Consider the following 26149-nt stretch of genomic DNA (forward strand, 5'->3'; position numbering starts at 1 on the left):
ATACAACGTGTTCCCCCGCGTGTCGCCGCGGCGGCGCGCGGGGTGCTCTCAATCGCTTAAGCCTTACGAAATGTTGATGATTCGGCATATGGATGCCATTGGGTACTTCCCGTCATCGATGTCCACTATCGGGCCAATAATCGCGTCTCAGTGGAAATCAAGGTCCAATACGCCCGCCCCGGCCGAGGTGATTGCCACCCCGGCGCGTGGGCGCAGACATATGAGGAAGACGAGGAGAGAGGACGCTGCAGAGCGCGCGTGATAGTGCATCCCGCACATGTTCGCACGCTGCTGAATCAACGCCGGCACATCGGTGGAACACCGCCGTTGCGGTAATCTTGCCGTCACATACGCGGTACGTAGTGGACATCAGTCGGATTAGACTGTCATCAGACAATTCGTAACATCAGGAGGCATGAATGGTTGATGCATTCGCCGCAGGCATCGTCACGCTTGCAGAAGAAGAGCCATCGATGCATATGCCGGGCATTGGCGATTTCCTTCCTCCGGAGATCCTGTTCCAGGGCACGCCGTTCGCGATCAACCGCATCATCTTCGTGCGCATCCTCGCCACGATCATCCTGATGCTCGTGCTGGGCATCACGGCGGCGCGCGCGAAGCTCGTGCCGGGCCGTTGGCAGGGCGCCGTCGAATGGATCGTCAACTTCACGAAGACGGACATCGTCTACCAGGTCATGGGCGAGGAGCGCGGCAAGCGCTACGTTCCGATGATCACGACCGTGTTCCTGACGCTGCTCGTCTTCAACCTGTGCGGCGAGGTCCCGGGCATGAACATCGCGGCGAGCGCGACAATCACGCTGCCGCTCGTCTTCGCGATGTGGTGCTTCTGCCAGTACTGGATCGCCGGCATCCGCGAAAAGGGCCTCGGTCATTTCCTGCGCGACGAGCTGTTCCCGAAGGGCGTCCCGTGGCCGATCTACATCCTGCTGTCCCCGATCCAGCTGCTCGAGCTGCTCATCATCCGACCGTTCTCGCTGACGATCCGACTCTTCGCCAACATGATCTCGGGGCATCTGATCCTCGCGCTGTGCCTGTCGGCGACGCAGTACTTCCTCGTCGACGTCGTGAACAAGGTGATGATGCCTTTCGGCGTGATCACCTTCGCCGCCGGCATGTTCATGTATCTCTTCGAGATGCTCGTCGCGGCGCTGCAGGCCTACATCTTCGCGATCCTGACGACCGCGTACATCAATATGAGCTATCCGGAGATCGACTGACCGCCGGCACAATTTTGTTGCATCAAGCAATGAACCAGAAAGGAAACAACCATGGATATCGTTACCCTCGCTGAGGTTGCGGGCAACCTGAACGTCGTCGGCTACGGTCTTGCCGCCATCGGACCTGGCATCGGTCTGGGCATCCTGATTGGCAAGACGATCGAAAGCACCGCGCGCCAGCCCGAGCTGGGTGGCCGTCTGCAGACGCTGATGTTCCTGGGTCTGGCGTTCGTCGAGGTCCTCGCGCTGCTCGGCTTCGTCGCGGCGTTCATCTTCCAGTGATCCGAATCGAGTAGCAACCCGAATCATCACTCGAGGACATGAAAGGAGGAGAACGAATCATGGACATGGCGGAAAACAACGGCGTCAAGCTGTTCCTTCCTGAGACCTACGACATCGTCTGGTCATTGATCATCCTGATCATCCTGGCCGCGTTCTTCTACAAGTTCTTCCTGCCGAAGTTCCAGTCGATATTCGATGAGCGCACCGCGAAGATCGAGGGTGGCCTCGCCAAGGCGGAACAGGCTCAGAAAGACGCCGAGGAAGCCAAGAAGAAGTATCAGGCGCAGCTGAGCACCGCACGCGTCGAGGCGTCGAAGATCCGCGACGACGCGCGCGCCGAGGCGTCGCACATCATCTCCGACGCGCGTTCGCGCGCCGAGACCGAGGCCGCGCAGATCACCGCCAACGCCGAACGCTCGCTCGAATCGCAGCAGCAGAAGGCGATGGTCAGCCTCAAGGGCGAAGTCGGCACGATCGCCACGTCGCTCGCCGGCAAGATCCTGCAGACGCAGCTTCAGGATTCGACGGTCCAGTCGGACATGCTCGACAAGATGATCGCCGATCTGGAACAGTCCGAAGACAACAAGTAGCACGTATCTGCAAGGAGGGAGGTGACAGTTGCAAGGAGAAGCATCACGAGTGGCCGATCGCGAATCGCGTGACTCGTTCGCCAAGAGGCTCAGCGCGTCGGGAGACGACGCGTGGGAGATCGGCAACGAACTGTTCACGATCACGTTCGTGCTCGACAAGAACCCGCGCCTGCAGCGCGCGCTGACCGATCCGGGCCGTCCGACCGAGGACAAGGTCCGGCTGCTCAACGAGCTGCTCGGCGGCAAGGTCCTTGACATGACGATGGCGATCCTCGTCGATCTCGTCGGCCGCAGCTGGAGCCGCGCCCATGACATCGACAACGCCGTGGAGGACTTCGCGGTGGACGCCATGATGTATCAGGCGGACAAGGACGGCAAGACGCTGCAGGTGTCGATCGAACTCGCGCAGCTGCAGTCGGCCCTGCTCAACCTGCCCGTCGTGCGCGCGGACCTTTCCGACGACGACGGACCGCTCGAGGCGCGCTACGAACTGCTGCACGCCCTCATCGACGACGCCCACTTCGACCGCATCACCGTGCGCCTCGCCGAGCACAGCACGCGCAATCCGCGCAACCGCCGGTATCTCGAGACGATCCAGTGGCTCATCAACAAGTTCTCCCGCCATATGGGGGAGTCGATGGTCACGGTGACGGCGGCGACCGAACTGAGCGACGCGCAGATCGAACGGCTCACGAAGATCTACACGAAGAAGGTCGGCCGGCCGGTGCACATCCACCTCGTCGTGGACAAGAACGTCATCGGCGGCATGCGCGTGCAGGTCGGCGACGAGGTGACCGACAACACCGTCGTCGCGCAGCTGCAGGCGCTCAGGCGCAAGGTGAAGGCAGGCACCGCCGAGTGACGCGGACGGCGCACACCCCGCGTCCCACGGGTCCGTTGTGGGGACCCACACGAATGTATACACAACAATAAGGAGTGATCATGGCAGAACTGACCATTGATCCCGCCACGATACGCAAGGCGCTCGATGATTTCGTCGAGGCGTACACGCCGTCGGAGACGCCGACCCAGGAGGTCGGCCACGTCGCGACGGCCGGCGACGGCATTGCGCATGTGACGGGACTGCCTGGTTGCATGGCCAACGAGCTGCTGACCTTCGAGGACGGCACCCTTGGTCTGGCGTTCAACCTTGACGCCCGCGAGATCGGCGTGGTTATCCTCGGCGATTTCGTCGGCATCGAGGAGGGCCAGGAGGTCCGTCGCACCGGAGAGGTGCTTTCCGTGCCGGTCGGTGACGGATTCCTCGGCCGTGTCGTGGACCCGCTGGGCAACCCGATCGACGGTCTGGGCGAGATCAAGAGCGAAGGACGCCGTATTCTCGAGGCGCAGGCCCCCGACGTCATGCACCGCCACCCGGTCGACGAGCCTATGTCCACCGGCCTCAAGGCGATCGACGCGATGACGCCGATTGGCCGCGGCCAGCGCCAGCTCATCATCGGCGACCGCCAGACCGGCAAGACGGCCATCGCGATCGACACGATCATCAACCAGAAGGCGAACTGGGAGTCCGGCGACCCGAAGAAGCAGGTGCGCTGCATCTACGTGGCCATCGGCCAGAAGGGTTCGACGATCGCCTCCGTCAAGCAGAGCCTCGAAGAGGCCGGCGCGATGGAGTACACGACGATCGTCGCATCCCCGGCATCGGATTCCGCGGGCTTCAAGTACATCGCGCCGTACACCGGCTCGGCCATCGGCCAGCACTGGATGTACAACGGCAAGGACGTCCTCATCGTCTTCGACGACCTGTCGAAGCAGGCCGAGGCCTACCGCTCGATCTCGCTGCTGCTGCGCCGCCCGCCGGGACGTGAAGCGTATCCTGGCGACGTCTTCTACCTCCACTCCCGCCTGCTCGAACGCTGCGCACGCGTCTCCGACGACCTGGGCGGCGGCTCGATGACCGGTCTGCCGATCGTCGAGACGAAGGCGAACGACGTCTCCGCGTACATTCCGACGAACGTGATCTCGATCACCGACGGACAGATCTTCCTGCAGTCCGACCTCTTCAACGCCGGTCAGCGTCCCGCCGTGGACGTCGGCATCTCCGTCTCCCGCGTCGGCGGCGCGGCGCAGACGAAGGCGCTCAAGAAGGTCTCCGGCACGCTGAAGATCTCGCTGGCGCGCTACCGCTCGCTCGAATCCTTCGCGATGTTCGCGTCCGATCTGGACGCCGCGTCGAAGGCCCAGCTCAACCGTGGCGCACGCCTGACCGAGCTGCTCAAGCAGCCGCAGTTCTCCCCGTTCTCGATGGAGCAGGAGGTCGTCTCCGTGTGGGCCGGCACCCATGGCAAGCTCGACGACCTCGAGGTCGTCGACGTGCTGCCCTTCGAGAAGGGGCTGCTCGAGTATCTCGACCGCAACACCGACATCCTCAAGACGATCCGCGACACCGGCGACTTCACCTCGGACACCGAGGCGGCGCTCGACAAGGCCGTGGACGCCTTCCGTGAGACCTATGTGACGAAGGCCGGCAAGCCGCTCATCGACAAGAAGCCGACGCCGAAGGGCGTCACTCCGGTCGACCAGGAGCAGATCAAGGCCCAGGGCCGCAAGGCCAAGGACGCCGAAGCGCAGGAAAAGAAGTAACCTATGGGATCGCAACTCGCATTAAAGGGCAGGATCGCCTCCACGGGTTCGTTGGAGAAGATCTTCAACGCCCAGGAGATGATCGCGGCTTCGCACATCGCGCAGGCCCGTGAGGTGGCGCTCAACGCGAAGCCGTACACCGATGCGATTTTCGATGCCGTCCAGACACTGGTATCCCACTCCCATATCTCACATCCGATCGTCAAGAAGGAGGGCGACAACCCCCGTGTTGCCGTCCTCGCCTTGACGGCGGACCGTGGCATGGCCGGAGCGTACACTTCATCGATCATCCGCGAAACCGAGGATCTGCTGGCGCGTCTCGACGAGGCCGGCAAGGAACCGGAGCTGTTCGTCTATGGTCGCCGCGGTGTTTCGTACTACAAGTACCGCAACCGCCCGCTCGCACAGACCTGGGAAGGCGATACCGAGAGGCCTGGCGTCGAAGTCGCCGACGCGATCTCCCGCGCGCTGCTGGACGCGTATATGCTTCCCGCCGACCAGGGCGGCGTATCCGAGCTGTACATCGTCTACACCGAGTTCATCAACATGGTCGTGCAGAAGGTGCGCGTGCTGCGCATGCTGCCGGTCGAGATCATCGAGGACAAGGACGCGCAGCGTCCCGACCCGACGGCGACGGCGGCGATGCCGCTGTACGCCTTCGAGCCGAGCCTCGACGAGGTGCTCGACGCCGTGCTGCCGAAGTACGTGCGTTCGCGCATCCACGAATGCCTGCTCGAGGCGGCCGCCTCCGAGGTGGCGTGCCGGCAGAACGCGATGCACACGGCCACCGAGAACGCACGCGAACTGATTAACGACCTGACCCGCAAGCTCAACGCATCGCGCCAGGCATCGATCACCCAGGAACTTACCGAAATCATCGGCAGCGCCGATGCATTGAACAAGAAGGAAGAGTAGGAACGCGAAATGGCTGAGAAACAGACCACTGCGGCCACCGACACCGCCGCGGAGCCAATCGTCGGTCATGTGACGCGTATTCAGGGATCGGTCATCGACGTTGAGTTCCCTGTCGGTCACATGCCGGACATCTACAACGCCCTGAAGGTCGAGATCAAGCAGATGGGCCAGCAGGAGGAGGGCGAGTCGAAGAACGTCGTCATCACCCTCGAGGTCGAGCAGCATCTGGGCGATTCGACGGCGCGCTGCGTGGCGCTCAAGTCGACCGACGGCCTCGTACGCGGCGCCGAAGTGCGTGACACCGGCGGCCCGATCGAGGTGCCGGTCGGCGACGTGACGAAGGGCCATGTCTTCGACGTCGCAGGCAACATCCTCAACAAGAAGCCGGGCGAGAAGATCGTCATCAAGGAGCGTTGGCCGATCCACCGCAACCCGCCGGCTTTCGACCAGCTGGAATCGAAGACGCAGATGTTCGAAACGGGCATCAAGGTCATCGATCTGCTCACGCCGTACGTGCAGGGCGGCAAGATCGGCCTGTTCGGCGGCGCGGGCGTCGGCAAGACCGTCCTCATCCAGGAGATGATCCAGCGCGTGGCACAGAACCACGGCGGCGTCTCCGTGTTCGCCGGCGTCGGCGAACGCACCCGTGAGGGCAACGACCTGATCGGCGAGATGGACGAGGCCGGCGTGCTCGAGAAGACCGCGCTCGTCTTCGGCCAGATGGACGAGCAGCCGGGCACGCGTCTTCGCGTCCCGCTGACGGCGCTGACGATGGCGGAGTACTTCCGCGACGTCGAGAACCAGGACGTGCTGCTGTTCATCGACAACATCTTCCGCTTCACACAGGCGGGTTCCGAGGTCTCGACGCTGCTTGGCCGCATGCCTTCCGCCGTCGGCTACCAGCCGAACCTCGCCGACGAGATGGGCGCGCTCCAAGAGCGCATCACGTCGACGCGCGGCCATTCGATCACGTCGCTGCAGGCGATCTACGTCCCCGCCGACGACTACACCGACCCGGCCCCGGCGACGACCTTCGCCCACCTCGACGCGACGACCGAGCTGTCGCGCGACATCGCGTCGAAGGGCATCTACCCGGCCGTCGACCCGCTGTCGTCGACCTCCCGCATCCTCGATCCGCGCTATGTCGGCCAGGCGCACTACGACTGCGCGAACCGCGTCAAGGCGATCCTGCAGCGCAACAAGGAACTGCAGGACATCATCGCCCTGATCGGCATCGACGAGCTCGGCGAAGAGGACAAGATGACCGTCAACCGCGCGCGCAAGATCGAGCAGTTCCTCGGCCAGAACTTCTACGTCGCTGAAAAGTTCACCGGCGTCCCGGGTTCCTATGTGCCGGCGGAGGAGACGATCGAGGCGTTCACGCGCATCTGCGACGGCGTCTACGACAACGTCCCGGAGCAGGCGTTCTCGGGCATCGGCGGCATCGACGACCTCGAGAAGAAGTGGCACAAGATGCAGAAGGAATACGGTGAGTGATCATGGCCGGCGCGACGATGGACGTGAATATCGTCTCCGCTGACCATCCGGTCTGGAGCGGCGTGGCGAAGTCCGTGCTCGTGCCCGCCTATGCGGGCAGCATGGGCATCCTGCCGGGACACGAACCGGTGCTCTCCGTCATCCAGGAGGGTCTGCTCGTCATCACCGAGCCGGACGGCACGAAGCATTCCTTCGAGGTGACCGACGGATTCATCTCCTTCGACTCGAACAAGCTGACCGTCGTCGTCGAAAACGGCCGCACGATGGCGAACCAGCCGATCGACGAGACCGGCATCCAGTGACCGGCCGACGACCTTCACGTCGATAAGGGCCCGGATTCCCGTACGGGAATCCGGGCCCTTCCATATCCACCGGACGCCGCGTGCGCCATCATGCCGTTGTGCCGTGCCGTGTGTTGTGCCATGGCACGGCGCGCGGTATCGTGGTACCTCATGCGAATCATTGTTGCCGACTGCAGCGCCGAATACACCGGACGACTTCAGGCGACGCTGCCGCTCGCGCGCCGCGTCCTGCTGATCAAGGCGGACAACAGTCTGCTCATCTTCTCCGAACTGGGCTCGTACAAGCCGCTCAACTGGATGGCGGCGCCGTGCACGATCAAGGACATCACGCCGAAGGACGCCGACGACGACGCCGCGACGCCGGCGCCGCAGAAGGTCATCCGCGCCTGCGCGACGAAGTCGAACGACGTCCTCGAAGTCACGCTGCAGCACATCTACTCCGACGAAAGCTACGATCTCGGCGAGGACCCGGGGCTGAAGAAGGACGGCGTCGAAGATCATCTGCAGCGCTATCTCGCCGAGCAGATCGAACGCATCGGCAAAGGCGCCAAGCTCGTGCGCCGCGAATACCCGACGGCGATCGGCCCGGTCGACATCATGGCCGTCGACGCCGACGGCACTCATGTGGCGATCGAGATCAAACGACACGGCGGCATCGACGGCGTCGAACAGCTCACGCGCTACTGCGAATTGCTCAACCGCGACCCGCTCATCGCGCCGGTGCGCGGCATCTTCGCGGCGCAGACGATCGCCCCGCAGGCGCGCACGCTCGCGACCGACCGCGGATTCGAATGCCTGATCCTCGACTACGACGACATGCGCGGCGCCGACGACGATTCGCTGCGGCTGTTCTGAACCGCCGATATCGCGGCATGTGCCCGCGAATACGACGACGAACGGCGGCGGCCGCCTCCCGCGGATGGGGGAGGCGGCCGCCGCCGTTTTGCTGTGATATATCAGTATCGACTGTGCGTCAGTACTTCGCGAGGATGTCGACGACGAAGACGAGCGTCGAGTTCGCCGGGATCGAGCTGTTCCCCTGATCGCCGTAACCGAGGTCCGGAGGTACGACGAGCATCACCTGCGAGCCGACCGTCTGGCCGACGAGACCTTCCTGCCAGCCCTTGATCATGTTGCTGAGCACGGCGTCGAAGGTCTGGTTGCGGTCCCACGACGAATCGAACTGCTTGCCGTCGAGCAGCCAACCGGTGTAGTTGACGACGGCCGCGTAGGTGTTCTTGTCGATCTTCGGACCGTCGCCCTTGATGAGCGGCTGCACGACGAGCTTGTCCGAGCCCTTGTAGCCGTTCATGTCGATCGACGGCTTGCCGGCGGCGTCCAACGTGACCTTCGGCAGATCGGACGGAATGTCCTTGACCTTCTCGCCCTGCGCCTTCGTGTAGTCCTTCGACTGCGAGACCGGCGTCGCGATGAACATGTAGGTGTTGTCATCGCCGGAGCCGTCGTTGATGCCGATGCCGATCGTCGTGTTGAGTTTCTTGCCGGTGAGCAGGGTGTTCGCGATCTGCGCGAGCGTCGCGCTCTGCGCATTGGCCACGCCGTTGTCGGGATTGAAGATGACCGAGCAGTCGGGGGTGTCGTCCGTCCAGCTCGTCATGACCTCCTCACCGGACTTCGCGCTGTACTGCGACAGCTGCATGCAGATGCGGTCGCCGCTTTTCAGCGCCTCGCCGTCGCCCTCCTGCAGCACGGCACCGCTGTTGTTCTCGATCTTGAGTCCCTTCTTGAACTCGACCTTCGGCTTCTCGCCCGGTTTGCCGGTCACCTTGATGCCTTCGAGTTTCGGCAGCATCGCGCTCGACGAGGCGCTCGACGAGGCGCTTGCGGAGCCTTCCGACGACCCCGAACCGCAGGCCGCCATGCTTACGCATAGAGCGAGCGCGCTGACGACTGATGCGGCGCGTGTGATAGAAGTTACTAGAGAAGTATGTTGCATAGCCACCAACAGTAACGCCTCTGCCCGATTTATCCGTCCGGAAGGTAATGGAGTTGTGAAGGGCCGCGACTTGTAGAATGGGATACGTGATGAACGACGGTCAAGAAGAAGAAACGCATGTGCCGCGCAGACATCCGGCGCCGTCCAGGCACGCGAAGATCATGCGCGGCATCGTGACGCCGATTTTCGGGCTGCTCGCCGTGACCTGCATCGTGTTCGGCATCCTCAACCAGACGATCTGGGAGCCGAGTCGGGACGTCACGGCTGTTGCGCACATGGACGGCATACAGTACGCGGTCATCGACCCCGGTGTGCTCGATCTGGTCGACAAGAGCGTGCAGGTCCGTGTCGAAGCCACCTCCGTCGAGCCGGCATCCGGCACGACGGCATCATCGGACGATGCGCATGATGCGAACACGACCGACGGAGCGACGGCCGACACGGTCAAGGAACCGGCGACCTGCATCGCGATCGGCAGTCCGAAGGACGCCTCCGGCTGGCTCGCCGGCGAATCGTACACGCGCGTGACCGGACTTGACAGCTGGAGCGCGCTGTCGACGACGAATGAGCAGGCGCGCGGCAACGCCTCCACCTCCGATCAGCAGGTCGCCTTCGCCGATTCGGACATGTGGACGAGCACATCGTGCGGCAAGACGAGCGCATCGCTGCGGCTGCCCGACGCGAAGGCGACGCAGGTCGCGATCGTCGACTTCGGCGGCAAGGCTTCGGACGCGACGATCAGCATGCACTGGGTGCGCCAGAGCGTGCCGAACTTCGCATTGCCGTGGTATTTCGCGGGCGGTCTGTGCATCATTCTGGCGGTCCTGTCGGCGTCGGTCTTCGCGATGGATCCGGCCACGCGCCGCAACCGCTTCGCCAAGGTGGTCAAGCCGCGCAAGAAGAAGGAACAAGTCGAGGAGACGACGACGATCGCGGCCGCCGTCGCCGGCACCTTCGCGAGCATGAAGCCGCGCCGCCGTCCGAAGGGCGCCGACGGCAAGCCGCGCGGACGCCACGGACGCCATGCGGGCACCGCCGCGCAGGAGACGGAGCCGCCGCAGATCATCGATCCGACGTCACGCAACCTCGTCGCCGAGCAGACGCATCGTGTGGACGCCTCCGGGCAGTCGCAGGACACGTCGCCGCGCAGCACGACATCGGCGACCACATCCGACGAGGCGACGTCGGTCATCACGCCGGAGGAGCTGCAGGCCTACTTCGCGCGCCTCGTGCGTGAGGAGACCGGCTCGATTCCGGTCGTGACGACCGATGAACCGACGGGGACGGTCACGGAGGCGACGACGATGCAGTCCGACGATGCGGCGCAAGCCTCGGTGACCGTCGAAACGGCCGTCACCGATGATGCGCCCGACGCGACGACCAAGGATGGGTCGGCAGACAGGGACGGCGAGACGTCCGCCGACGCGCAGAACAAGGAGAACGACTGATGACACGACGTGCACTGACCGCAGCCACGGCTGTCGCGCTCGCGTTCGGCATGACGTGCGCGCTCGGCGCATGCGAGGGAACGGTGCCGACGGTGAACGCGCCCACATCGGCCGCGTCCGCGACACCCGACCTGACCGAGGCACAGGAGCAGCGCATCCGCGCCGACCTGCTCGCCACGATCAAGGAATGCAACGACACGAAGGATCCGACGAATCTCGCGCAGGCGATGAGCGGGCCGGAACTGCAGATCCGCACGAGCGAACTCAAGGTCGCGCAGAAGAACGGCAAGCTCGATCCGAAGACGACGATCCCGGACGACCTGACGCAAACCGTCATCCCGACCGACAACGGCTGGCCGCGCGCCGTCTTCTCGATCACGACGACGACCGAGGACCAGCAGTCGGAGCGTCTGCTCGTGTTCACGCAGGGCGACGCGCGCGAGAACTACCGCCTGTGGGCCGTCGCGCGCCTGTTCCAAGGCGCGAAGATGCCGAAGTTCACGGTGCCGTCAATCGGCTCGCAGATGGGCCATGAGGACGACGGCAACCTCGTCATGACGCCGAAGGAGGCTGTGACGCGCTACGCCGACGTGTTGCAGAACGGCACGAAGAGCCAATACGCGAGCGATTTCGGCGACGACTACTTCCGCGACAACCTCGCGCAGCTGTCCGCGACGGTGCAGCAGGGCATGGAACGCAACAAGGGCACGCAGCGGCAGACCTTCACGCCGGTCGACGGACAGATGCAGATCATGCGCTCGTCGGATGGCGGCGACCTCGTCGTCGCGCAGATCGATTCGGTGTGGACGCGCGCCGCCGGCGAAGGCCGCGAATCGCAGCCGGCCTCGGACGCCGAACGTGCGATCTTCGCGGACGGCAAGGCGACGAGCACGATGAAGGCGACCTACGTCAACGTCGTCGCCATCTACATCCCGCCGGCCAAATCGGGACAGAAGGTGCAGGCGGTCGGCGCCGAACGTCAGGTCGTCAAAGTCGAGGCCGTCTGACGTCCGTCATGGACGCGCGGTTACAGCAGGACATACGAAAAGAGGCAAACAATCATGGCACAGGATTTCAAGCCGGGCATCTCGCTCGCCGGGGCGGTCGACCTCGAAGGGCTCAAGCATCAGACGAAGGCGGAACCGGGACAGGCGGGCGGCGCGCCCGCAGCCGGCGGCTACGTCATCGATGTGACCGAGAACAACTTCCAGGCGATGGTCGAATCGTCGACGACGTTCCCGATCGTGCTGCTCATGTGGGTCGAGACGGACGACCGCTGCTTCCCGATGGCGCGCGCGCTCGGCGACGCGATCGACGGCATGAACGGCCAGCTGCAGCTTGCGCGCGTCGACGTCGCGAAGGATCCGGCGATCGCACAGGCCTTCGGCGTGCAGGGCGCACCGGCGTTGTTCGCGCTCATCGCGGGACGTCCGATGCCGATTCTGCAGGGCATACCGACCGACGAGGAGCTTCAGCAGATCACGACGCATGTGCTGCCGCAGCTCGTGCAGGTGGCCGCACAGGCCGGCGTGACCGGCACGGCCCCGCACATCGAGCCGGCCGCCGGTGCCGACGACGCGCTGCCGGCGAAGACGCAGGTGCCGCCGGCGCATGCCGAAGCGCACCGCCTTGCGCAGGAAGGCGACTACGCCGGCGCGGCAGCCGCCTACGAGCAGGTGCTCGAAGCCGACCCGTCCGACGAACTCGCGCGCCGTGAACGCGCGAAGGCGCTGCTGCTCGCCCGTTCCGCCGATGCCGACGTGCGCGCCGTGCGCCAGGCGGCCGCCGGCGCCCCGGACGACCTCGAGGCGCAGCTCGCCGTCGCCGATGTCGACATGATCGGCGGACAGATCGACGACGCCTTCGGTCGCCTGCTCGACTTCGCCGCCGCGCACCGCGACCAGATGGACCCGGTGCGCGAACGACTGCTCGAATACTTCCTGATCCCCGACGCCGGCGACGAACGCGTCTCGCGTGCACGCCGCCGCCTCGCGACGATGATGTACTGAGTCGATATACGGAAAATCGCATTGCCTGCAGGCCGTCATTCCATCGTGTTCGTGCCGAACGACTGTTGGAACGACGGCCCGTTGCGTGCGAGCTCGTCTTCGAAATCGTCGGCCCACCGCGTGAACGGCCGCCATGAGAGCTCATCGTTGCTGAACCGCGGCTCGTCGGTGATCTCGGTGACGCAGAAGCGCGGGATGATCAGATTCGTCACTGGCGTGCTGCGTTGCGCGGCCGCGACGACGAGGGGTGCGTTCGCGCCGCCGAAGACGTCGATGTTCCAGCCGTCGGCGCCGATCCACGCCGTATAGCGGTTCTTGATGATGACGTCGCCACCGCGCAGCACGAGCGCAGCGGCGACCTGCGCGTCGATGTCTCGCGACGCCTCATAGCGTGTGCCGCCCACCGACGGCCCCTTGACGCCGATCGTGGCGGTGCGGAATATGTCGCGATGCTCGGCGAGCACGGTACGCGCATCGAGGTCGGCGGTCATCGGGATGCGCAATGCGTGCGTCGTCAGGCGCACGCGCAGCGCGTAGCGGTCGGCATGCACGAAATAGCCTTGGATGATGAGTGCGGGTGCGTCGCCGTCGTCGAATTCCGTGGGCATGCTCCTGCAGAAGAATCGACGCTCGTACTGGTATTCATCGAGCATCGGCATGCCTTCCCTCGTCATATCCATAGTCCCAGTGTAGTGCGCGGCTCGGGAGGGCCCGGAGGCTGCGATGTTCCGCATGGGTGTATGGACACGTAACGAGGCAAGGATATGCGGTCGCACGGGATGCGTAGATGCGTCGATACGGGGATGCGTGTATAGTGGAGAAAGTGCAAACGGGCTTGTAGCTCAGTGGATAGAGCGTTCGCCTCCGGAGCGAAAGGTCGTGGGTTCGAACCCCATTAAGCCCACCAACGACCCCGTCCTGACCGGTTCAGGGCGGGGTCTTCTGCTGTTTCCGCGCCGGTTGCGATCGCCAGGGGGACGATGCGCGACGTTCGTGATCGCAGGAGTTCCGATTGGCGGACATGGCGGTCGTATGCTGCACCGGTCATGTTCGCGGACATGTCGCTTTGCGAACATGACCGGTGCGAATGCGGCAGGACGTGTTCGCAACCGGTCCGGTTCGCGAACGTATCGGGGGAGTTCTGCGGCGTTCGCGTTCGCAAAGCCGGAGTCTTATGGCCTGCCGTGGCTGCCCACAACGTGGCCGTCGTGGGTTGTTGCGCCGGCGGCATCGTTATCATGCCGGAAGAGGTCCATATGCCGCGACGGGCGGCGATATGGCACATTTCCAGCTGATGCATCGATGAAAGGAAGCGTCATGTACGAAAATCTCAAGGCGATCGCGACGACGGAGGCTCCGGCGGCGCTCGGCGCCTACAGCCAGGCCGTGCAGGCGAACGGATTCGTCTTCGTCTCCGGTCAGCTCGGCATCGATCCGGCCACCGGTGAACTTGATGGCGTCGAAGCCGCCGACCAGGCCGCCCGCGCGCTCAAGAACATCACGAACATCCTCGCTGCGGCCGGCTGCGGCCTCGAGCATGTCTGCCGTGCGACGATCTATCTGCGCAACGTCGAGGACTTCGCCGCCGTCGACGCCGTCTACGCGAAGGCCTTCACCGGCACCGTCAAGCCGGCGCGCGTCGCGTTCGGCAACAACATGATCCCGAAGGGAGCCCTCGTCGAGATCGACGTCATCGCCGTCAGCCCCAAGACCGACGCCGCGGACTGAGCCGACTCCTCCCGCATCGAGGTCGGCGACCGTCGCCGCGTTCACCGAATATCCGCTGAGCGCACTGCATCGTCCGGGCATCCGCCGCGCGCTACAGTGTGCTCATGCGCATGTTCACGAGCTATGCCAACGCCGACGACACCGTGCTCGCCGCTGCGCTGCGCGAGCTCCCGCCGACCGAGTTCTTGCTGTCTGATGCCTCGGACGGCCGTGTCGGCGGCGATGGCCACGACAGCCGCGGAGGCCATGACGATCACGAAGAGACGCAGCCGATGCCCACGCTGACGATCTTCCCGTCCCGTCCGCGACAGCGCATCGACGGCTTCGGCGCTTCGCTCACGCAGGCCTCGGCCGCATTGCTCGCCCGACTCCCTGCCTCTGTCCGGCGTGCCGTGATGACCGAGCTGTTCAGCGTCGATGACGGCATCGGCATCTCGATGCTGCGCCAACCAATCGGCCCATCCGACCATGTGACGCGCCCGTACCGTTTCACGCGACATCGCGCCGATCCGCGGCTCGGTTCCCTTGATTTCTCGCCCGAGACGCGGATGATCATCCCGTGGCTCAAGGCCGCGCAGTCGATCCGCATGGCGAGCGACCCGTCGGCCGCGCCGCTCGCGATCATCGTCTCGCCGTGGAGCGCGCCGGCATGGATGAAGACGAACCGCTCCGTCCTCGGCAGACGCCCGATCATGCAACTGACCGGTTACCTGCGCCCGCGCATGTACGCCGTCTACGCCGAATACCTCGCGCGATTCATCGGACACTACCGCGACGCAGGTCTGCACGTCTTCGGCGTCACGCCGACGAATGAACCCGACTATCCGCAGTCGCGCTGGCCGTCGATGGCGATGACGCCGGCGCAGCAGGCGCGCTTCATCGCCGATTTCCTCGCGCCCCGCCTGCATGCCCACGGCCTGGACGACGTGCGCATCATCTGCTGGGACCACAACTATTCGACCGACCATTACCCCGATGGCCGTTTCGTACGCGAACTGTATGCATGGCCGTGCGCATTGCGGGCCGTCGCCGGTTCGGCATGGCACCACTACGGCGGCGCGTCGCGCACGATGAGCGACATCCATCGCATCTGGCCGGACAAGGGCATCTGGGTGACCGAAGCCTCGGGCGGCGATTGGGGACCACGCAACTGGGACGCCGCACTCGTTGGGACCTCGGCGCGCGTCATCGCGATGCTGAACAACTGGGCGCAGTCGGTCGTGCTGTGGAACATCGCGCTTGACGAGCGAGGCGGCCCTGACTACTACTATCTGCGTCACGACCATCGGCATTCGCAAAACCGCGGTCTGCTGACGATCGACATGCGCAACCATGCGATCACGCGCAACGCCGACTACTACATCCTCGCGCATTGCGCGAAATTCATGCAGCCCAGCTCGTTCGTGCTCGAGCACCGGCTGGCGCACGCCGACGGCCTGCACGCGGCCGCGTTCCGCACGGCCGACGGCGCAATCGCCGCCGTTGTCACGAACGAACGCACAACACCGACGCCGCTGCGCATCGGAACCTCGACCGTGCAGCTGCCGCCGCGTTCGCTGACGACGCTCACAGGCCTACAGCCCGCCATCCGCACGCCATGAGGCGTCTACGACGGACGTATCTGCGTTGAGGGGGAGCATCTTCCGCCATATCGGCGGGTATGCCCCCCAGGAAGCGCGTCATTCCAAGGCCGTAAACCCCCGATACTTGAGGATTTACGGGAAGTTGCTCTCCCTCAGCGCAGATATGCTTCCACGGACGGCATTCGGCCGGGCGGAGGCCCCCATCGCGCAGTCGATTGCGCCGATGGCTGCGCGGTTCCGCCTCTTCGGGCAGCAGTTCCGCTCTCTCGGGCAGCAGTTCCGCCCTCTTGGGCAGCGGAGCCGTCCGTCCGGCCGCCGATTCTGTCTGCTTGGACGGTAGACTTGGTGGAATGAGTCCTGAAGCGTTAAGTGAACTTATCTATGACATCGCCCAGCAGCTTGTTGCCGACGGCCAAGCGGGCGACCTGACCGTCGATCTGATCCCCGACGAATCCAAATTCGCGGTCATGCGTCCAAAGGACCGCGCACACGGCGACTGGGCCTCGAACGCGGCGATGCAGCTCGCGAAGAAGGCCGGCATGAAGCCCCGTGATCTCGCCGAGCGCTTCGCCGCGCGTCTTGCCGACGCCGACGGCATCGAAACCGTCGAGGTTGCCGGCCCCGGTTTCATCAACATCACACTCGACTCGGCCTCGGCCGCGCAGGTCGTCGATCAGGCCCTTGCCGAAGGCGCCGATTTCGGCCGCAATGACCATCTGAGCGGCCGTACGCTCAACCTCGAGTTCGTTTCGGCGAATCCGACCGGTCCGATCCACATCGGCGGCACGCGCTGGGCGGCCGTCGGCGATTCGATGGCCCGTGTGCTCGAGGCGAACGGCGCCGACGTCGTTCGCGAATACTACTTCAACGACCACGGCGAGCAGATCAACCGCTTCGCCAAGTCGCTCGTCGCCGCTGCGCATGAGGAGCCAACGCCGATCGACGGCTACAAAGGCGCCTACATCGACGAGATCGCGCGCCGAGTCATCGCCGAGGCGGATGCCGACGGCGTCGACATCCTCAACCTGCCGCGCGTCGACGGCGGCACCGACGACAACGGCGAACCGCTTGGCGAAGGCGACTCCGCGCAGCGCGAGGAGTTCCGCAAGCGCGCCGTGCCGATGATGTTCGAGGAGATCCAGCAGTCGATGAAGGAGTTCCGCGTCCATTTCGATGTCTGGTTCCACGAGAACAGCCTGTACGAGGACGGCGAGGTCGAGAAGGCGATCGACGATCTGCGCGCACGCGGCGACATCTACGAGAAGGACGGCGCCACCTGGTTCGCGTCGACGAAACACGGCGACGACAAGGACCGCGTCATCATCAAGTCCGACGGGAACTACGCGTACTTCGCCGCCGACATCGCCTACTACCGCAACAAGCGCCACCGCAAGGACCATCCGGCCGACGTCGCGATCTACATGCTCGGCGCCGACCATCACGGCTACATCGGCCGCATGATGGCGATGTGCGCGGCCTTCGGCGACAAGCCGGGGGAGAACATGCAGATCCTCATCGGCCAGCTCGTCAACGTCATGAAGGACGGCAAGGCCGTGCGTATGAGCAAGCGTGCCGGCAACGTCGTGACGATCGACGACCTCATCGACGCGATCGGCGTGGACGCCTCCCGTTATTCGCTCGCCCGCACCGACTACAACTCGCCGGTCGACATCGACCTCAACCTGCTCGCATCGCATTCGAACGACAACCCGGTCTACTACGTGCAGTACGCGCATGCGCGTTCCTGCAACGTCGACCGCAATGCCGCCGCCGCGGGCATCACGCGCGACGGCGCCGACATGGCGCTGCTCGACACCGAAGCCGACGGCGAGGTCATCGCGATGCTCGCCCAGTGGCCGTCCGTGCTCGCCCAGGCCGGCGACCTGCGCGCGCCGCACCGCATCGCGCACTATCTCGAGGACCTTGCTGCCGCCTACCACAAGTGGTACAACGTCGAACGCGTCGTGCCGATGGCGCTCACCGAGGTCGAGGAACGCGCCGACGAGTCGAGCCGCGAGTCGACGCGCATCGCGAAATGCCCGGAGCCGGCGCGCGCCGCCGCACGACTGCGGCTCAATGACGCCGTGCAGATCGTCATCGCAAGCGGCCTTGACCTGCTCGGAGTCCACGCCCCCGACAAGATGTGACCTTCCGTGCGCCGATGTCCGCCCTCACGGTGGCGTCGGCGCACCGCATAAAGCCGCCGCGCACCTTGCTTGCCGTACCCGGTATGGGGATTGCCCGGTGCGCGGCGGCGGCATGAGAAGACATGATGAGATGAAAGGAACGACGATGGCCATCAGCCCGATCTGGCCGCAGGACACGGCGCGCGACGCCGCAGGCGAACTGACTTTCCACGGCATCACGGCGAGCGCGCTCGCCGACGAATACGGCACACCGCTCTACATCTACGACCTCGACGAGGTGCGCGCCCGTGCACGCCATTTCGTCAACGCGGCTGCGGCGGCGTTCTCCAACAACACAACGCATGTCAGCTACGCGGCGAAGGCCTTCCTGAGCAAGGAGATGGCGCGCATCGTCACCGAAGAGGGCATGTATGTGGACACCTGCACGCTTGGTGAGATGAAGATCGCGCTCGCGGCCGGCGTGCCGGGGCGCCGCCTTGTGCTGCACGGCAACAACAAAAGCGACGAGGAGATCGAGCTGGCGATCGCCGAGGGATTTTCGAAGATCGTCATCGATGCGCCCGACGAGCCGGCGCGCATCGCCGCGATCGCCAAGCGGCTCGGCAAGCGCGCCCGTGTCATGCTGCGCGTGACCTCGGGCATCCACGCCGGCGGCCACGAGTTCGTCTCGACGGCGCATGAGGACCAGAAGTTCGGCGTCGCGCTGCTGCCTGTCGGCGCGGATACGACGATCGTCGACGGCATCGACGCGCTCGAGGACGTCACGCCGGCGGCCGCGAACGCGCTGATGGAGGAGAACGCGCTCAAGGAATCCGGCGAGACGAAGGCGCAGGCCGATCGCCGGCTGCGCTACGATGTGCGCTACCCGTACGACCTCAACGCGGCCGATGTGACCGAAGGCGACCGTCGCCTCGCCGCGGCGATGGAGCTCGTCGCGAACGGCCCGGCCATCGCCGTGCTGCGCGAGATCATGCGCCACGCCGATCTTGAACTCGTCGGCATCCATTCGCATATCGGCTCGAACATCCATGACGCCGAGGCCTTCATCCAAGCCGGCCGCCGTATGATGCTGCTGCGCAAGACCTTCTATGCGACGAACGGATACACGTTGCCTGAAGTCGATCTCGGCGGCGGTTATTCGGTCGCCTACACCGATGACGAGGACCGCATGGATGTGGACCAGGAGCTCAGGCGCCTTGCCGACGCCGTCACGAAGACGAACCGTCTGCTCGGCATGCCCGCGCCGATCATCTCCTTCGAACCGGGCCGTTGGGTCGTCGCACCCGCCGGTGTCACGTTGTATACGGTCGGCGCCGTCAAGACCGTCCAACTGGGGGACGGCTTTACGAACCATGCCGGCGAACCGATCGACGCACGCAGCTATGTGGCCGTCGACGGCGGCATGAGCGACAACATCCGTCCGGCGCTCTATGGCGCGCAGTACACGGCTGTCCTCGCGAATCGCGTTTCGCAGGCGCCCGCGCGGCTGTCGCGCGTCGTCGGCATCCATTGTGAATCCGGCGACATCGTCGTCGACGAGGTCATGCTGCCGGCCGACGTGCACCGCGGCGACCTGCTCGCCGTGCCGGTGACCGGAGCCTATGGCCGCGCAATGGCGAGCAACTACAACATGGCGCTCTTCCCGGCCGTCGTCGGCGTCGACGCGCACGGCGCGCATCTGATGATGCGTCGCGAGACGGTCGACGATCTGCTCTCCTACGATGTGAGCGAGTGATGTTCCGGCGATTCCATATAGGGGAAGCGTGGGCGCCACGCTCACGTCTTGCCCGTACAATATGGCGGGTAGTGACCGCCGCAAAGAAAGGAACGGACAGTGGCAGAACAGAACGCACCGATTCGAGTCGGTCTGCTTGGCGCAGGAACGGTGGGCTCGCAGACCGCGCGCCTGCTTGTCGAACAGAAGGATGAGCTCGCGCAGCGCATCGGGCGTCCGATCGAGCTGTCCGGCATCGCCTGCCTCGATCCGGAGGAGGTCGACTTCCCGTGGATCGACAGGTCGCTGCTGACGAGCGACACGATGAGCGTCGTCAAGAACGCGGACATCGTCGTCGAACTCATCGGCGGCACCGGCGTTGCACGCACCTTCGTCCTCGAGGCGATGAACAATGGTGCGTCCGTCGTCACCGCGAACAAGGCGCTCCTCGCGAAGTACGGCCCGGAGCTGTATAAGACGGCCGAGGACAATAACGTCGACATCTACTTCGAGGCTGCCGTCGGCGGCGCGATTCCGATCGTGCGTCCGCTGCGCGAGTCGCTCGTCGGCGACCAGGTCAAGGATATGCTCGGCATCGTCAACGGCACGACGAACTACATCCTCGACGAGATGACGACGAAGGGCCTCGATTTCGACGTCGCCCTCAAAGAGGCGCAGGCGAAGGGATATGCCGAGGCCGATCCGACCGGCGACATCGAAGGCTACGACGCGGCGAACAAGGCCGCGATCATGGCGACGCTCGGCTTCCATACGAACGTCGGCATCGACGACGTGACCGTCGAAGGCATCACGCATATCACGGCCGACGACATCGCCGCCGCGACCGCCGAAGGCAAGGTCGTCAAGCTGCTCGCCGTCGTCGGCAAGGACGAGCACGGCGTCTCGGCGCGCGTCTATCCGGCGCTCATCCGCAACGAGCATCCGCTCGCATCGGTGCGTGGCTCCTTCAACGCCGTCTTCGTGCGCGCCGAATACGCCGACGATCTGATGTTCTACGGCCGCGGCGCCGGCGGCGCGCCGACCGCGTCCGCCGTCGTCGGCGACATCGTGACCGTCGCCCGCCACATCGCCGCCGGATGCACCGGCCCGGCGATCCGCATGTACAACGACTATCCGATTGCGCCGCTGAGCACCTCGAAGGCCGCTTTCGCCGTACGTTTCCTCATCCACGACAATCCGGGCGTCCTCGCGAAGATCTCGACGATCTTCGCGAAGAACGGCGTCTCGATCAACGGCGTCAACCAGGATCTCAAGCCGACGCTCAAGGATCCGGGATACGACGGCGAAATCCAGCAGCTGCGTCTCGTCACGCATATGACCGACGAGATGACGCTGCGCGCGACCGTCGCCGAGGTCTGCGAACTCGACTGCGTGACCGGCGACCCGTCGATCATCCGCGTGCTCGACTGATTCCGGAGCCCGGCCCGGCGATGGAAGGCTGGACGCGCCTGATGGCGCGACCAGCCTTCTGTGTATCATGAACCGTGATTCGCCGTCCGCGCCGTTGGCTGGGGCGGTAGTCCGTGGCCGCCCGTGGCGACGGACAGGGAGAGACGAAGTAAGGCAGGACATATCCGATGGATCCGGTAACGCGTAAGGTGCACGTCCGTGTGCCCGCGACGAGCGCGAATCTCGGCTCCGGTTTCGACACCGTGGGGCTCGCGCTGGACTATCACGACGAACTGGAGTTCACGCTGAGCTCCGATCCGCTCAATATGGCGGCCCAGGTACTCATCGACGGCGAGGGTGAGGACACGCTGCCACGCGACGAATCCCACCTCGTCGTCTCCGCGTTTCGCCGCGCATGCTCGCGTTTCGGCCTGAGCAAGACCGGTTTCATCCTCGAGGCGCACAACAATATCCCGCAGGCGCGTGGCATGGGATCGTCGGCCGAAGCAATCGTCGCCGGCATCAGTGCGGCCTACGCGTTCAGCCATGAGGGCGAACTCGACCGCGACGCGATTTTCGCGCTCGCGGCCGAGCTCGAGGGCCATCCGGACAACGTGGCGCCTGCCGTCTACGGTGGCATGACCGTGTCGTGGACCGATGAAGGGGCCCTTCAGACGCTTGAGCATGGCGTCGTCACCGATGCCGGCTACCGCACCGTCAACTACATCGTCGATCCGACGATCACGACCTCGGTGTTCATCCCCGATTTCGAACTGTCGACGAGCAAGGCGCGCGAGGCGCTTCCTCCGCTCGTGCCGTTCAAGGACGCCGTCTTCAATGTGTCCCGTGCGGCGCTGCTCATCGGCGCGATGAATCCGGGCGCGCTCACCGGCGCGCATGACGTCAACGCGCTGCTGATGGAGGCGACCGAGGACAGGCTGCACCAGCGGTACCGCGGTCCGTTGATGCAGCCTTCCGCCGATCTTATCGCGAAGCTGCGCCTGAACGGCTATGCGGCGATGGTCTCCGGCGCAGGCCCCTGCGTGCTCGTGCTCCATGCCGGTGACGCCGCCGACATGATCGATGCCGTCGCCTCCGCCGAGCTCGCATCCGGTCATTGGCGTGTGCTGCACCTCGGCGTCGACACGCTCGGCGTGCAGGTGGCACGCCTGTAGCCGCGTCGAGCGCAACAGATACGATGACTATGCTGATTTTTGGGACTGACCGAGTCCGGTGTCCCGTGCTGGGGACGGTGTACGGCACGATTGGTCTCGACGCTTAGATGGGAATACACCTCGATGGCTGAAAACACAACGCAACAGCAGGCGTATGGACTTGCCAATACCAACGCGAAAGCGGGGGGCGATGGCATGACGTTGTCCGCGCTGTTCGGCATTCTGCGCAAACACATCATCACGATTATCGTCACCTTCGCGGTTGTCCTCGGCGCCGCCATCGGACTGACCGCGATGTCCCCGGTGAAGTATTCGACGACGTCCCAGCTGTTCGCGACCTACAACGATTCCTCGGACGGCACCGCGAATTCCTCCGAGCAGAACAGCGGCAGCTCGTACATCATGAGCCAGATCAAGTCGTATCCGGCCCTGACGACGACGCAGTCGGTGCTGCAGCCGGTCATCGAAGAGCTTGGATTGCATACCACGGTCGGTCAGCTCAAAGGCGAGATCAGCGTGACGAATCCCACGAACACCGCGTTCGTCAATATCACCGTCACCGATGGCGATCCGGCACAGGCCGCCGATATCGCGAATTCGGTCGCGAAATCGTTGAGCTCCGTCGTCGAGAACACGCTGTATGCGTCTGGCTCGCGTTCATCGGTCAAGCTCTCGATCGTGCAGCCGGCCACGGCGCCGAGCTCGCCGAGTTCGCCGAAGTGGAAGCTTAACATCCTCATCGGTATCGTTGGCGGCCTGATTCTCGGCGTCTTCGCCGCATTGCTCAAGGACGTGCTGTCCAAGCGCGTGCAGGATGATGATGAGGTCGGCGAATACCTTGATGCGCCGATCATCGGCCGCATCCCCGAAGAGGAACTGCTCAAAGGCACGAAGCCGGCCGTCGTCAGCGAACCGGGAAGCCCGGTCGCCGAGGACTTCCGCCGCGTGCGCACTAACCTGACTTTCATGGCCCCGGTGGATGGCACGAACTGCCGTCTCATCGTCGTCACGTCGACCGGTGCGAGCGAAGGCAAGACGACGATGTCGGTCAACGTCGCCGCCGCGCTCGCCGAGAATGGCGCGAAGGTCCTGCTCATCGACGCCGATCTGCGTCATCCGTCGGTCGCGAAGAAACTCGACCTCGATGGCTCGGCCGGCCTGACCCATGTGCTGTCCGGCCAGGCTTCGGTCAAGGACGTCGTGCAGCGCTACTGGAAGCCGAATCTGCATGTCATGCCGGCCGGTCCGAAACCGCCGAACGCATCGACGCTGCTCAACTCGCCGATTATGGAGGAGCTGCTCAACAACGCGATGGAACAGTACGACTACGTGCTCATCGATACAGCGCCGATGGTCGTCGCGAACGACGCCGTCATCTTCGTGCGTCGTGGCGGTTCGCTGATCATGGTCTGCCGTCGTGACCACACGCTCAAGCGCGATCTGCGCGACATTTCGGAGGAACTTACGACGCTCGACCTGTCGACGACCGGCGTCATCTTCAACTGCGCGCGCGATTCGAAGAAGTCGCTCGAACACACGAATTATTACTACTACTATTCGAGCCGCAGCACCGACCACCGCAAGAAGCGTCGTTTCTCGCTCAAGTGACCGATTCCGATTCGTCTCGCGGATTCCTGATTTTCAAGGAATCCGCGCTTTTCATTGTGTCTAATCATTGTGCCTAAGGAGCGCCATGTCGCATATGCACGCGCAACCACACAGCCATCACCATCATCACCATCATCGGCGCCGGAGGATCTGGCCGTGGGTTGTCGGTGTGCTGACGGTTCTTGTGCTCGCCCTCGTCGCCTGCGGCGTCGTCGGGCTGCAGCTGTTCCGCCAGGCGAAGCAGGTGCAAGCGCATGAGTCGAAGGCGATTTCAATGCTTTCGCAGCTCGCGTCGGCGGATGCCGACAAGCTTGCAACTGCTGGCGACACGTTGCCGCAGATCGCGCAGGAGACGAAGCAGGCGAAGGACATCGCGCACGGCGGCCTGTGGAATTTCGCCGCGAAGATGCCGTTTGTCGGCGACGATATCGCCACTGTCCAAGGCATGACGAGCACTGTCGACGGCATCGTCGACGAATCGCTGCCGCAATTCGTCGACGTCATGAAGACGCTCAGCGAGGCGCAGATCGCGAACGGCGATGACGGCGTCAATCTGCAGCCGATCATCGCCGCTTCCGAGCCGCTCGCCAAGGCGAACGACTCGTTCCAGCAGCAGGTGCGAAGCTATGACGAGCTCAAGGAACCGAGCATCGGCATGATCCGCACCGCCTATGACGATGGCGCGACGAAGCTCAACGCCCTCGCCGACCGTGTCGACGCATTGTCGAACACCTTCCGCATCCTGCCGACGTTGCTGGGCGACGGCCAGTCGCGCACCTACGCCGTCATGGCGATGACGCCTTCCGAAATGCGTTCGTCGGGCGGTCTGATCGGATCGGTAGGCGAACTGACGACCGAGAACGGCACCGTCCACATCGGCGACTTCCGCCCGAACGGCGATTATCTGTCCTACGGCATCGGCGACCATTCACAGGACATGGATCGCGTGTTTACGAAGGAAGGGCCGTTGCATATGTCCTTCGACATACGAGATCTGGCCGTGTTCCCGAACACCGCCGACTCGGCCGTCGCGATGCGCTCGATCTGGGATCGTACACCGTGGGGGAAGGAACAGCCGCTCGCCGGCATCGTCATGGTCGATCCGCTGTTCCTGCAGCAGCTCATCGCCATCAACGGCAACGTGACGTTGCCCGACGGCACCGTGCTCACCGGCGACAACACGGCCGAGTTCCTGATGAATACCGTCTATCAGCAATATCCGGAGAACGAGACCGATGCATTGTTCGGCGTCGTGGCGAGCAAGGCGATGGCATCGATGTTCTCCCATATGAGCATCGGCAAACTGTACCGGACCGGCGCGATGATGGGCACGATGGCGAAGGGCCGCCACTTCACGATGTACGCCTTCGACAAGCAGGTCGAACAGGGCATCGAGGCCGCAGGCTTCACCGGGCAGACGCCGAGCAGTGAGACCGATCCGTCCGTCGGCATCTATCTGACCGAGCAGAATCCGTCGAAGATGGGATGGTACATCAAGCGTGAGGCGAAGATTCAGCGCGTGAACTGCGACGACGGCGATCTCTACCATGTGGAGTTCACCGTGCGCAATACGATGACCGAGGACGAGGCGAAGACGCTGCCGATGTACATCACCGGCAACAATCGCGCCAACACCGGCAAGGCGATGGAGAAGGTGCTGTTCTACGCGCCCAAAGGCGGTTCGATCAGCAACCTGATGCAACTTGGCGGCCCTGTCGACGCCGCCAAGGAGACGACCATCGACGGCGCCAAGGCCTATCAGACCTATGCGCAGATCAATCCGGGGCAACTTGTGACCTATACCTTCGACGTGCGCGTCTCCCCGAAGGCGGCGGCACCGCTGACGATCGACCAGACGCCGATGGGTTGGGCCGACGATGGCGTCACCTATCTCGCACCGAAGTGCGGCACAGGCGTCTCGCGGTGAGCGCGATGTCGTGAG

Annotated in this window: 22 protein-coding genes and 1 tRNA gene; 21 read left to right on the forward strand and 2 right to left on the reverse strand. The window is 64.3% G+C overall.

The genetic code is table 11. From position 1 onward, the window contains the following. Positions 1-419: 419 nt before the first annotated feature. From atpB to nucS, 9 genes are all read left to right on the forward strand, one after another. On the forward strand, positions 420-1238 hold the full coding sequence (gene atpB / locus BCHO_RS05735) for a F0F1 ATP synthase subunit A (RefSeq protein ID WP_024540253.1): 819 nt from the start codon (positions 420-422) through the stop codon (positions 1236-1238). Between the two features lie 51 nt (positions 1239-1289). Beyond that, the gene (atpE, locus tag BCHO_RS05740) at positions 1290-1520 is read left to right on the forward strand and encodes an ATP synthase F0 subunit C (RefSeq protein WP_004219171.1); all 231 of its coding nucleotides are present in this window, start codon (positions 1290-1292) and stop codon (positions 1518-1520) included. 59 nt (positions 1521-1579) lie between these two features. Beyond that, the gene (locus BCHO_RS05745) at positions 1580-2110 is read left to right on the forward strand and encodes a F0F1 ATP synthase subunit B (RefSeq protein ID WP_024540254.1); all 531 of its coding nucleotides are present in this window, start codon (positions 1580-1582) and stop codon (positions 2108-2110) included. A 28-nt stretch (positions 2111-2138) separates the two neighbouring features. After that, complete coding sequence (locus BCHO_RS05750; RefSeq protein ID WP_024540255.1) at positions 2139-2972, forward strand: F0F1 ATP synthase subunit delta; 834 nt, start codon at positions 2139-2141, stop codon at positions 2970-2972. A gap of 80 nt (positions 2973-3052) precedes the next feature. Then, entirely contained in the window at positions 3053-4714 is a 1662-nt protein-coding gene (gene atpA, locus BCHO_RS05755; protein WP_024540256.1) for a F0F1 ATP synthase subunit alpha, read from the forward strand. 3 nt (positions 4715-4717) lie between these two features. After that, positions 4718-5629: a F0F1 ATP synthase subunit gamma gene (locus BCHO_RS05760; RefSeq protein WP_024540257.1), complete on the forward strand. Its 912-nt coding sequence runs from the start codon at positions 4718-4720 to the stop codon at positions 5627-5629. A gap of 9 nt (positions 5630-5638) precedes the next feature. Further along, a complete protein-coding gene (gene atpD / locus BCHO_RS05765) occupies positions 5639-7126 on the forward strand; it encodes a F0F1 ATP synthase subunit beta (RefSeq protein ID WP_024540258.1) in 1488 nt (495 codons plus the stop codon). A 2-nt stretch (positions 7127-7128) separates the two neighbouring features. After that, a complete protein-coding gene (locus BCHO_RS05770) occupies positions 7129-7428 on the forward strand; it encodes a F0F1 ATP synthase subunit epsilon (RefSeq protein ID WP_024540259.1) in 300 nt (99 codons plus the stop codon). Between the two features lie 150 nt (positions 7429-7578). Beyond that, positions 7579-8283 (forward strand): endonuclease NucS, encoded by a 705-nt coding sequence (gene nucS, locus BCHO_RS05775; protein ID WP_024540260.1) that lies wholly within the window; start codon positions 7579-7581, stop codon positions 8281-8283. 118 nt (positions 8284-8401) lie between these two features. On the opposite strand, the gene BCHO_RS05780 is transcribed toward nucS, so the two are convergent. Beyond that, positions 8402-9385 carry an FKBP-type peptidyl-prolyl cis-trans isomerase gene (locus BCHO_RS05780; RefSeq protein ID WP_029675229.1) on the reverse strand — a complete coding sequence of 328 codons (984 nt, stop codon included), beginning with the start codon at positions 9383-9385 and terminating at the stop codon, positions 8402-8404. 89 nt (positions 9386-9474) lie between these two features. On the opposite strand from BCHO_RS05780, the gene BCHO_RS05785 reads away from it, so the two are divergent. From BCHO_RS05785 to BCHO_RS05795, 3 genes are read left to right on the forward strand one after another with little or no spacing between them, the layout of a single operon-like run. Further along, positions 9475-10833 (forward strand): hypothetical protein, encoded by a 1359-nt coding sequence (locus BCHO_RS05785; protein WP_024540262.1) that lies wholly within the window; start codon positions 9475-9477, stop codon positions 10831-10833. After that, positions 10833-11840 carry a DUF8094 domain-containing protein gene (locus BCHO_RS05790; RefSeq protein ID WP_024540263.1) on the forward strand — a complete coding sequence of 336 codons (1008 nt, stop codon included), beginning with the start codon at positions 10833-10835 and terminating at the stop codon, positions 11838-11840. Before BCHO_RS05785 ends, BCHO_RS05790 begins: the two co-directional genes overlap by 1 nt. A 54-nt stretch (positions 11841-11894) precedes the next feature. Beyond that, positions 11895-12842 carry a tetratricopeptide repeat protein gene (locus BCHO_RS05795; RefSeq protein ID WP_029675231.1) on the forward strand — a complete coding sequence of 316 codons (948 nt, stop codon included), beginning with the start codon at positions 11895-11897 and terminating at the stop codon, positions 12840-12842. 35 nt (positions 12843-12877) lie between these two features. On the opposite strand, the gene BCHO_RS05800 is transcribed toward BCHO_RS05795, so the two are convergent. After that, the gene (locus BCHO_RS05800) at positions 12878-13516 is read right to left on the reverse strand and encodes a CYTH domain-containing protein (protein ID WP_237743052.1); all 639 of its coding nucleotides are present in this window, start codon (positions 13514-13516) and stop codon (positions 12878-12880) included. Positions 13517-13673: 157 nt separating this feature from the next. Here BCHO_RS05800 and BCHO_RS05805 point away from each other — a divergent pair. The 9 genes from BCHO_RS05805 to BCHO_RS05850 all read left to right on the forward strand — a co-directional run bounded on the left by BCHO_RS05805 (position 13674) and on the right by BCHO_RS05850 (position 26134). After that, positions 13674-13749 (forward strand) — tRNA-Arg (locus tag BCHO_RS05805). A 410-nt stretch (positions 13750-14159) separates the two neighbouring features. Next, positions 14160-14570: a Rid family detoxifying hydrolase gene (locus BCHO_RS09380; protein ID WP_024540266.1), complete on the forward strand. Its 411-nt coding sequence runs from the start codon at positions 14160-14162 to the stop codon at positions 14568-14570. A gap of 110 nt (positions 14571-14680) precedes the next feature. After that, a complete protein-coding gene (locus BCHO_RS05815) occupies positions 14681-16171 on the forward strand; it encodes a glycoside hydrolase family 30 protein (RefSeq protein WP_160271598.1) in 1491 nt (496 codons plus the stop codon). 332 nt (positions 16172-16503) lie between these two features. Further along, on the forward strand, positions 16504-18300 hold the full coding sequence (gene argS / locus BCHO_RS05825) for an arginine--tRNA ligase (protein ID WP_024540269.1): 1797 nt from the start codon (positions 16504-16506) through the stop codon (positions 18298-18300). Positions 18301-18445: 145 nt separating this feature from the next. After that, entirely contained in the window at positions 18446-20035 is a 1590-nt protein-coding gene (locus BCHO_RS05830) for a diaminopimelate decarboxylase family protein (protein WP_024540270.1), read from the forward strand. 99 nt (positions 20036-20134) lie between these two features. Further along, a complete protein-coding gene (locus BCHO_RS05835; protein ID WP_024540271.1) occupies positions 20135-21445 on the forward strand; it encodes a homoserine dehydrogenase in 1311 nt (436 codons plus the stop codon). Between the two features lie 167 nt (positions 21446-21612). Further along, the gene (gene thrB, locus BCHO_RS05840; protein WP_024540272.1) at positions 21613-22599 is read left to right on the forward strand and encodes a homoserine kinase; all 987 of its coding nucleotides are present in this window, start codon (positions 21613-21615) and stop codon (positions 22597-22599) included. 123 nt (positions 22600-22722) lie between these two features. Continuing rightward, the gene (locus BCHO_RS05845) at positions 22723-24207 is read left to right on the forward strand and encodes a tyrosine-protein kinase domain-containing protein (RefSeq protein ID WP_024540273.1); all 1485 of its coding nucleotides are present in this window, start codon (positions 22723-22725) and stop codon (positions 24205-24207) included. Positions 24208-24301: 94 nt separating this feature from the next. Beyond that, positions 24302-26134, forward strand: coding sequence for a DUF4012 domain-containing protein (locus BCHO_RS05850; RefSeq protein ID WP_081707894.1), 1833 nt, complete (start codon positions 24302-24304; stop codon positions 26132-26134). Positions 26135-26149 lie beyond the last annotated feature (15 nt).

This window comes from Bifidobacterium choerinum (assembly GCF_000741135.1).
Taxonomy (GTDB): Bacteria; Actinomycetota; Actinomycetes; order Actinomycetales; family Bifidobacteriaceae; genus Bifidobacterium; species Bifidobacterium choerinum.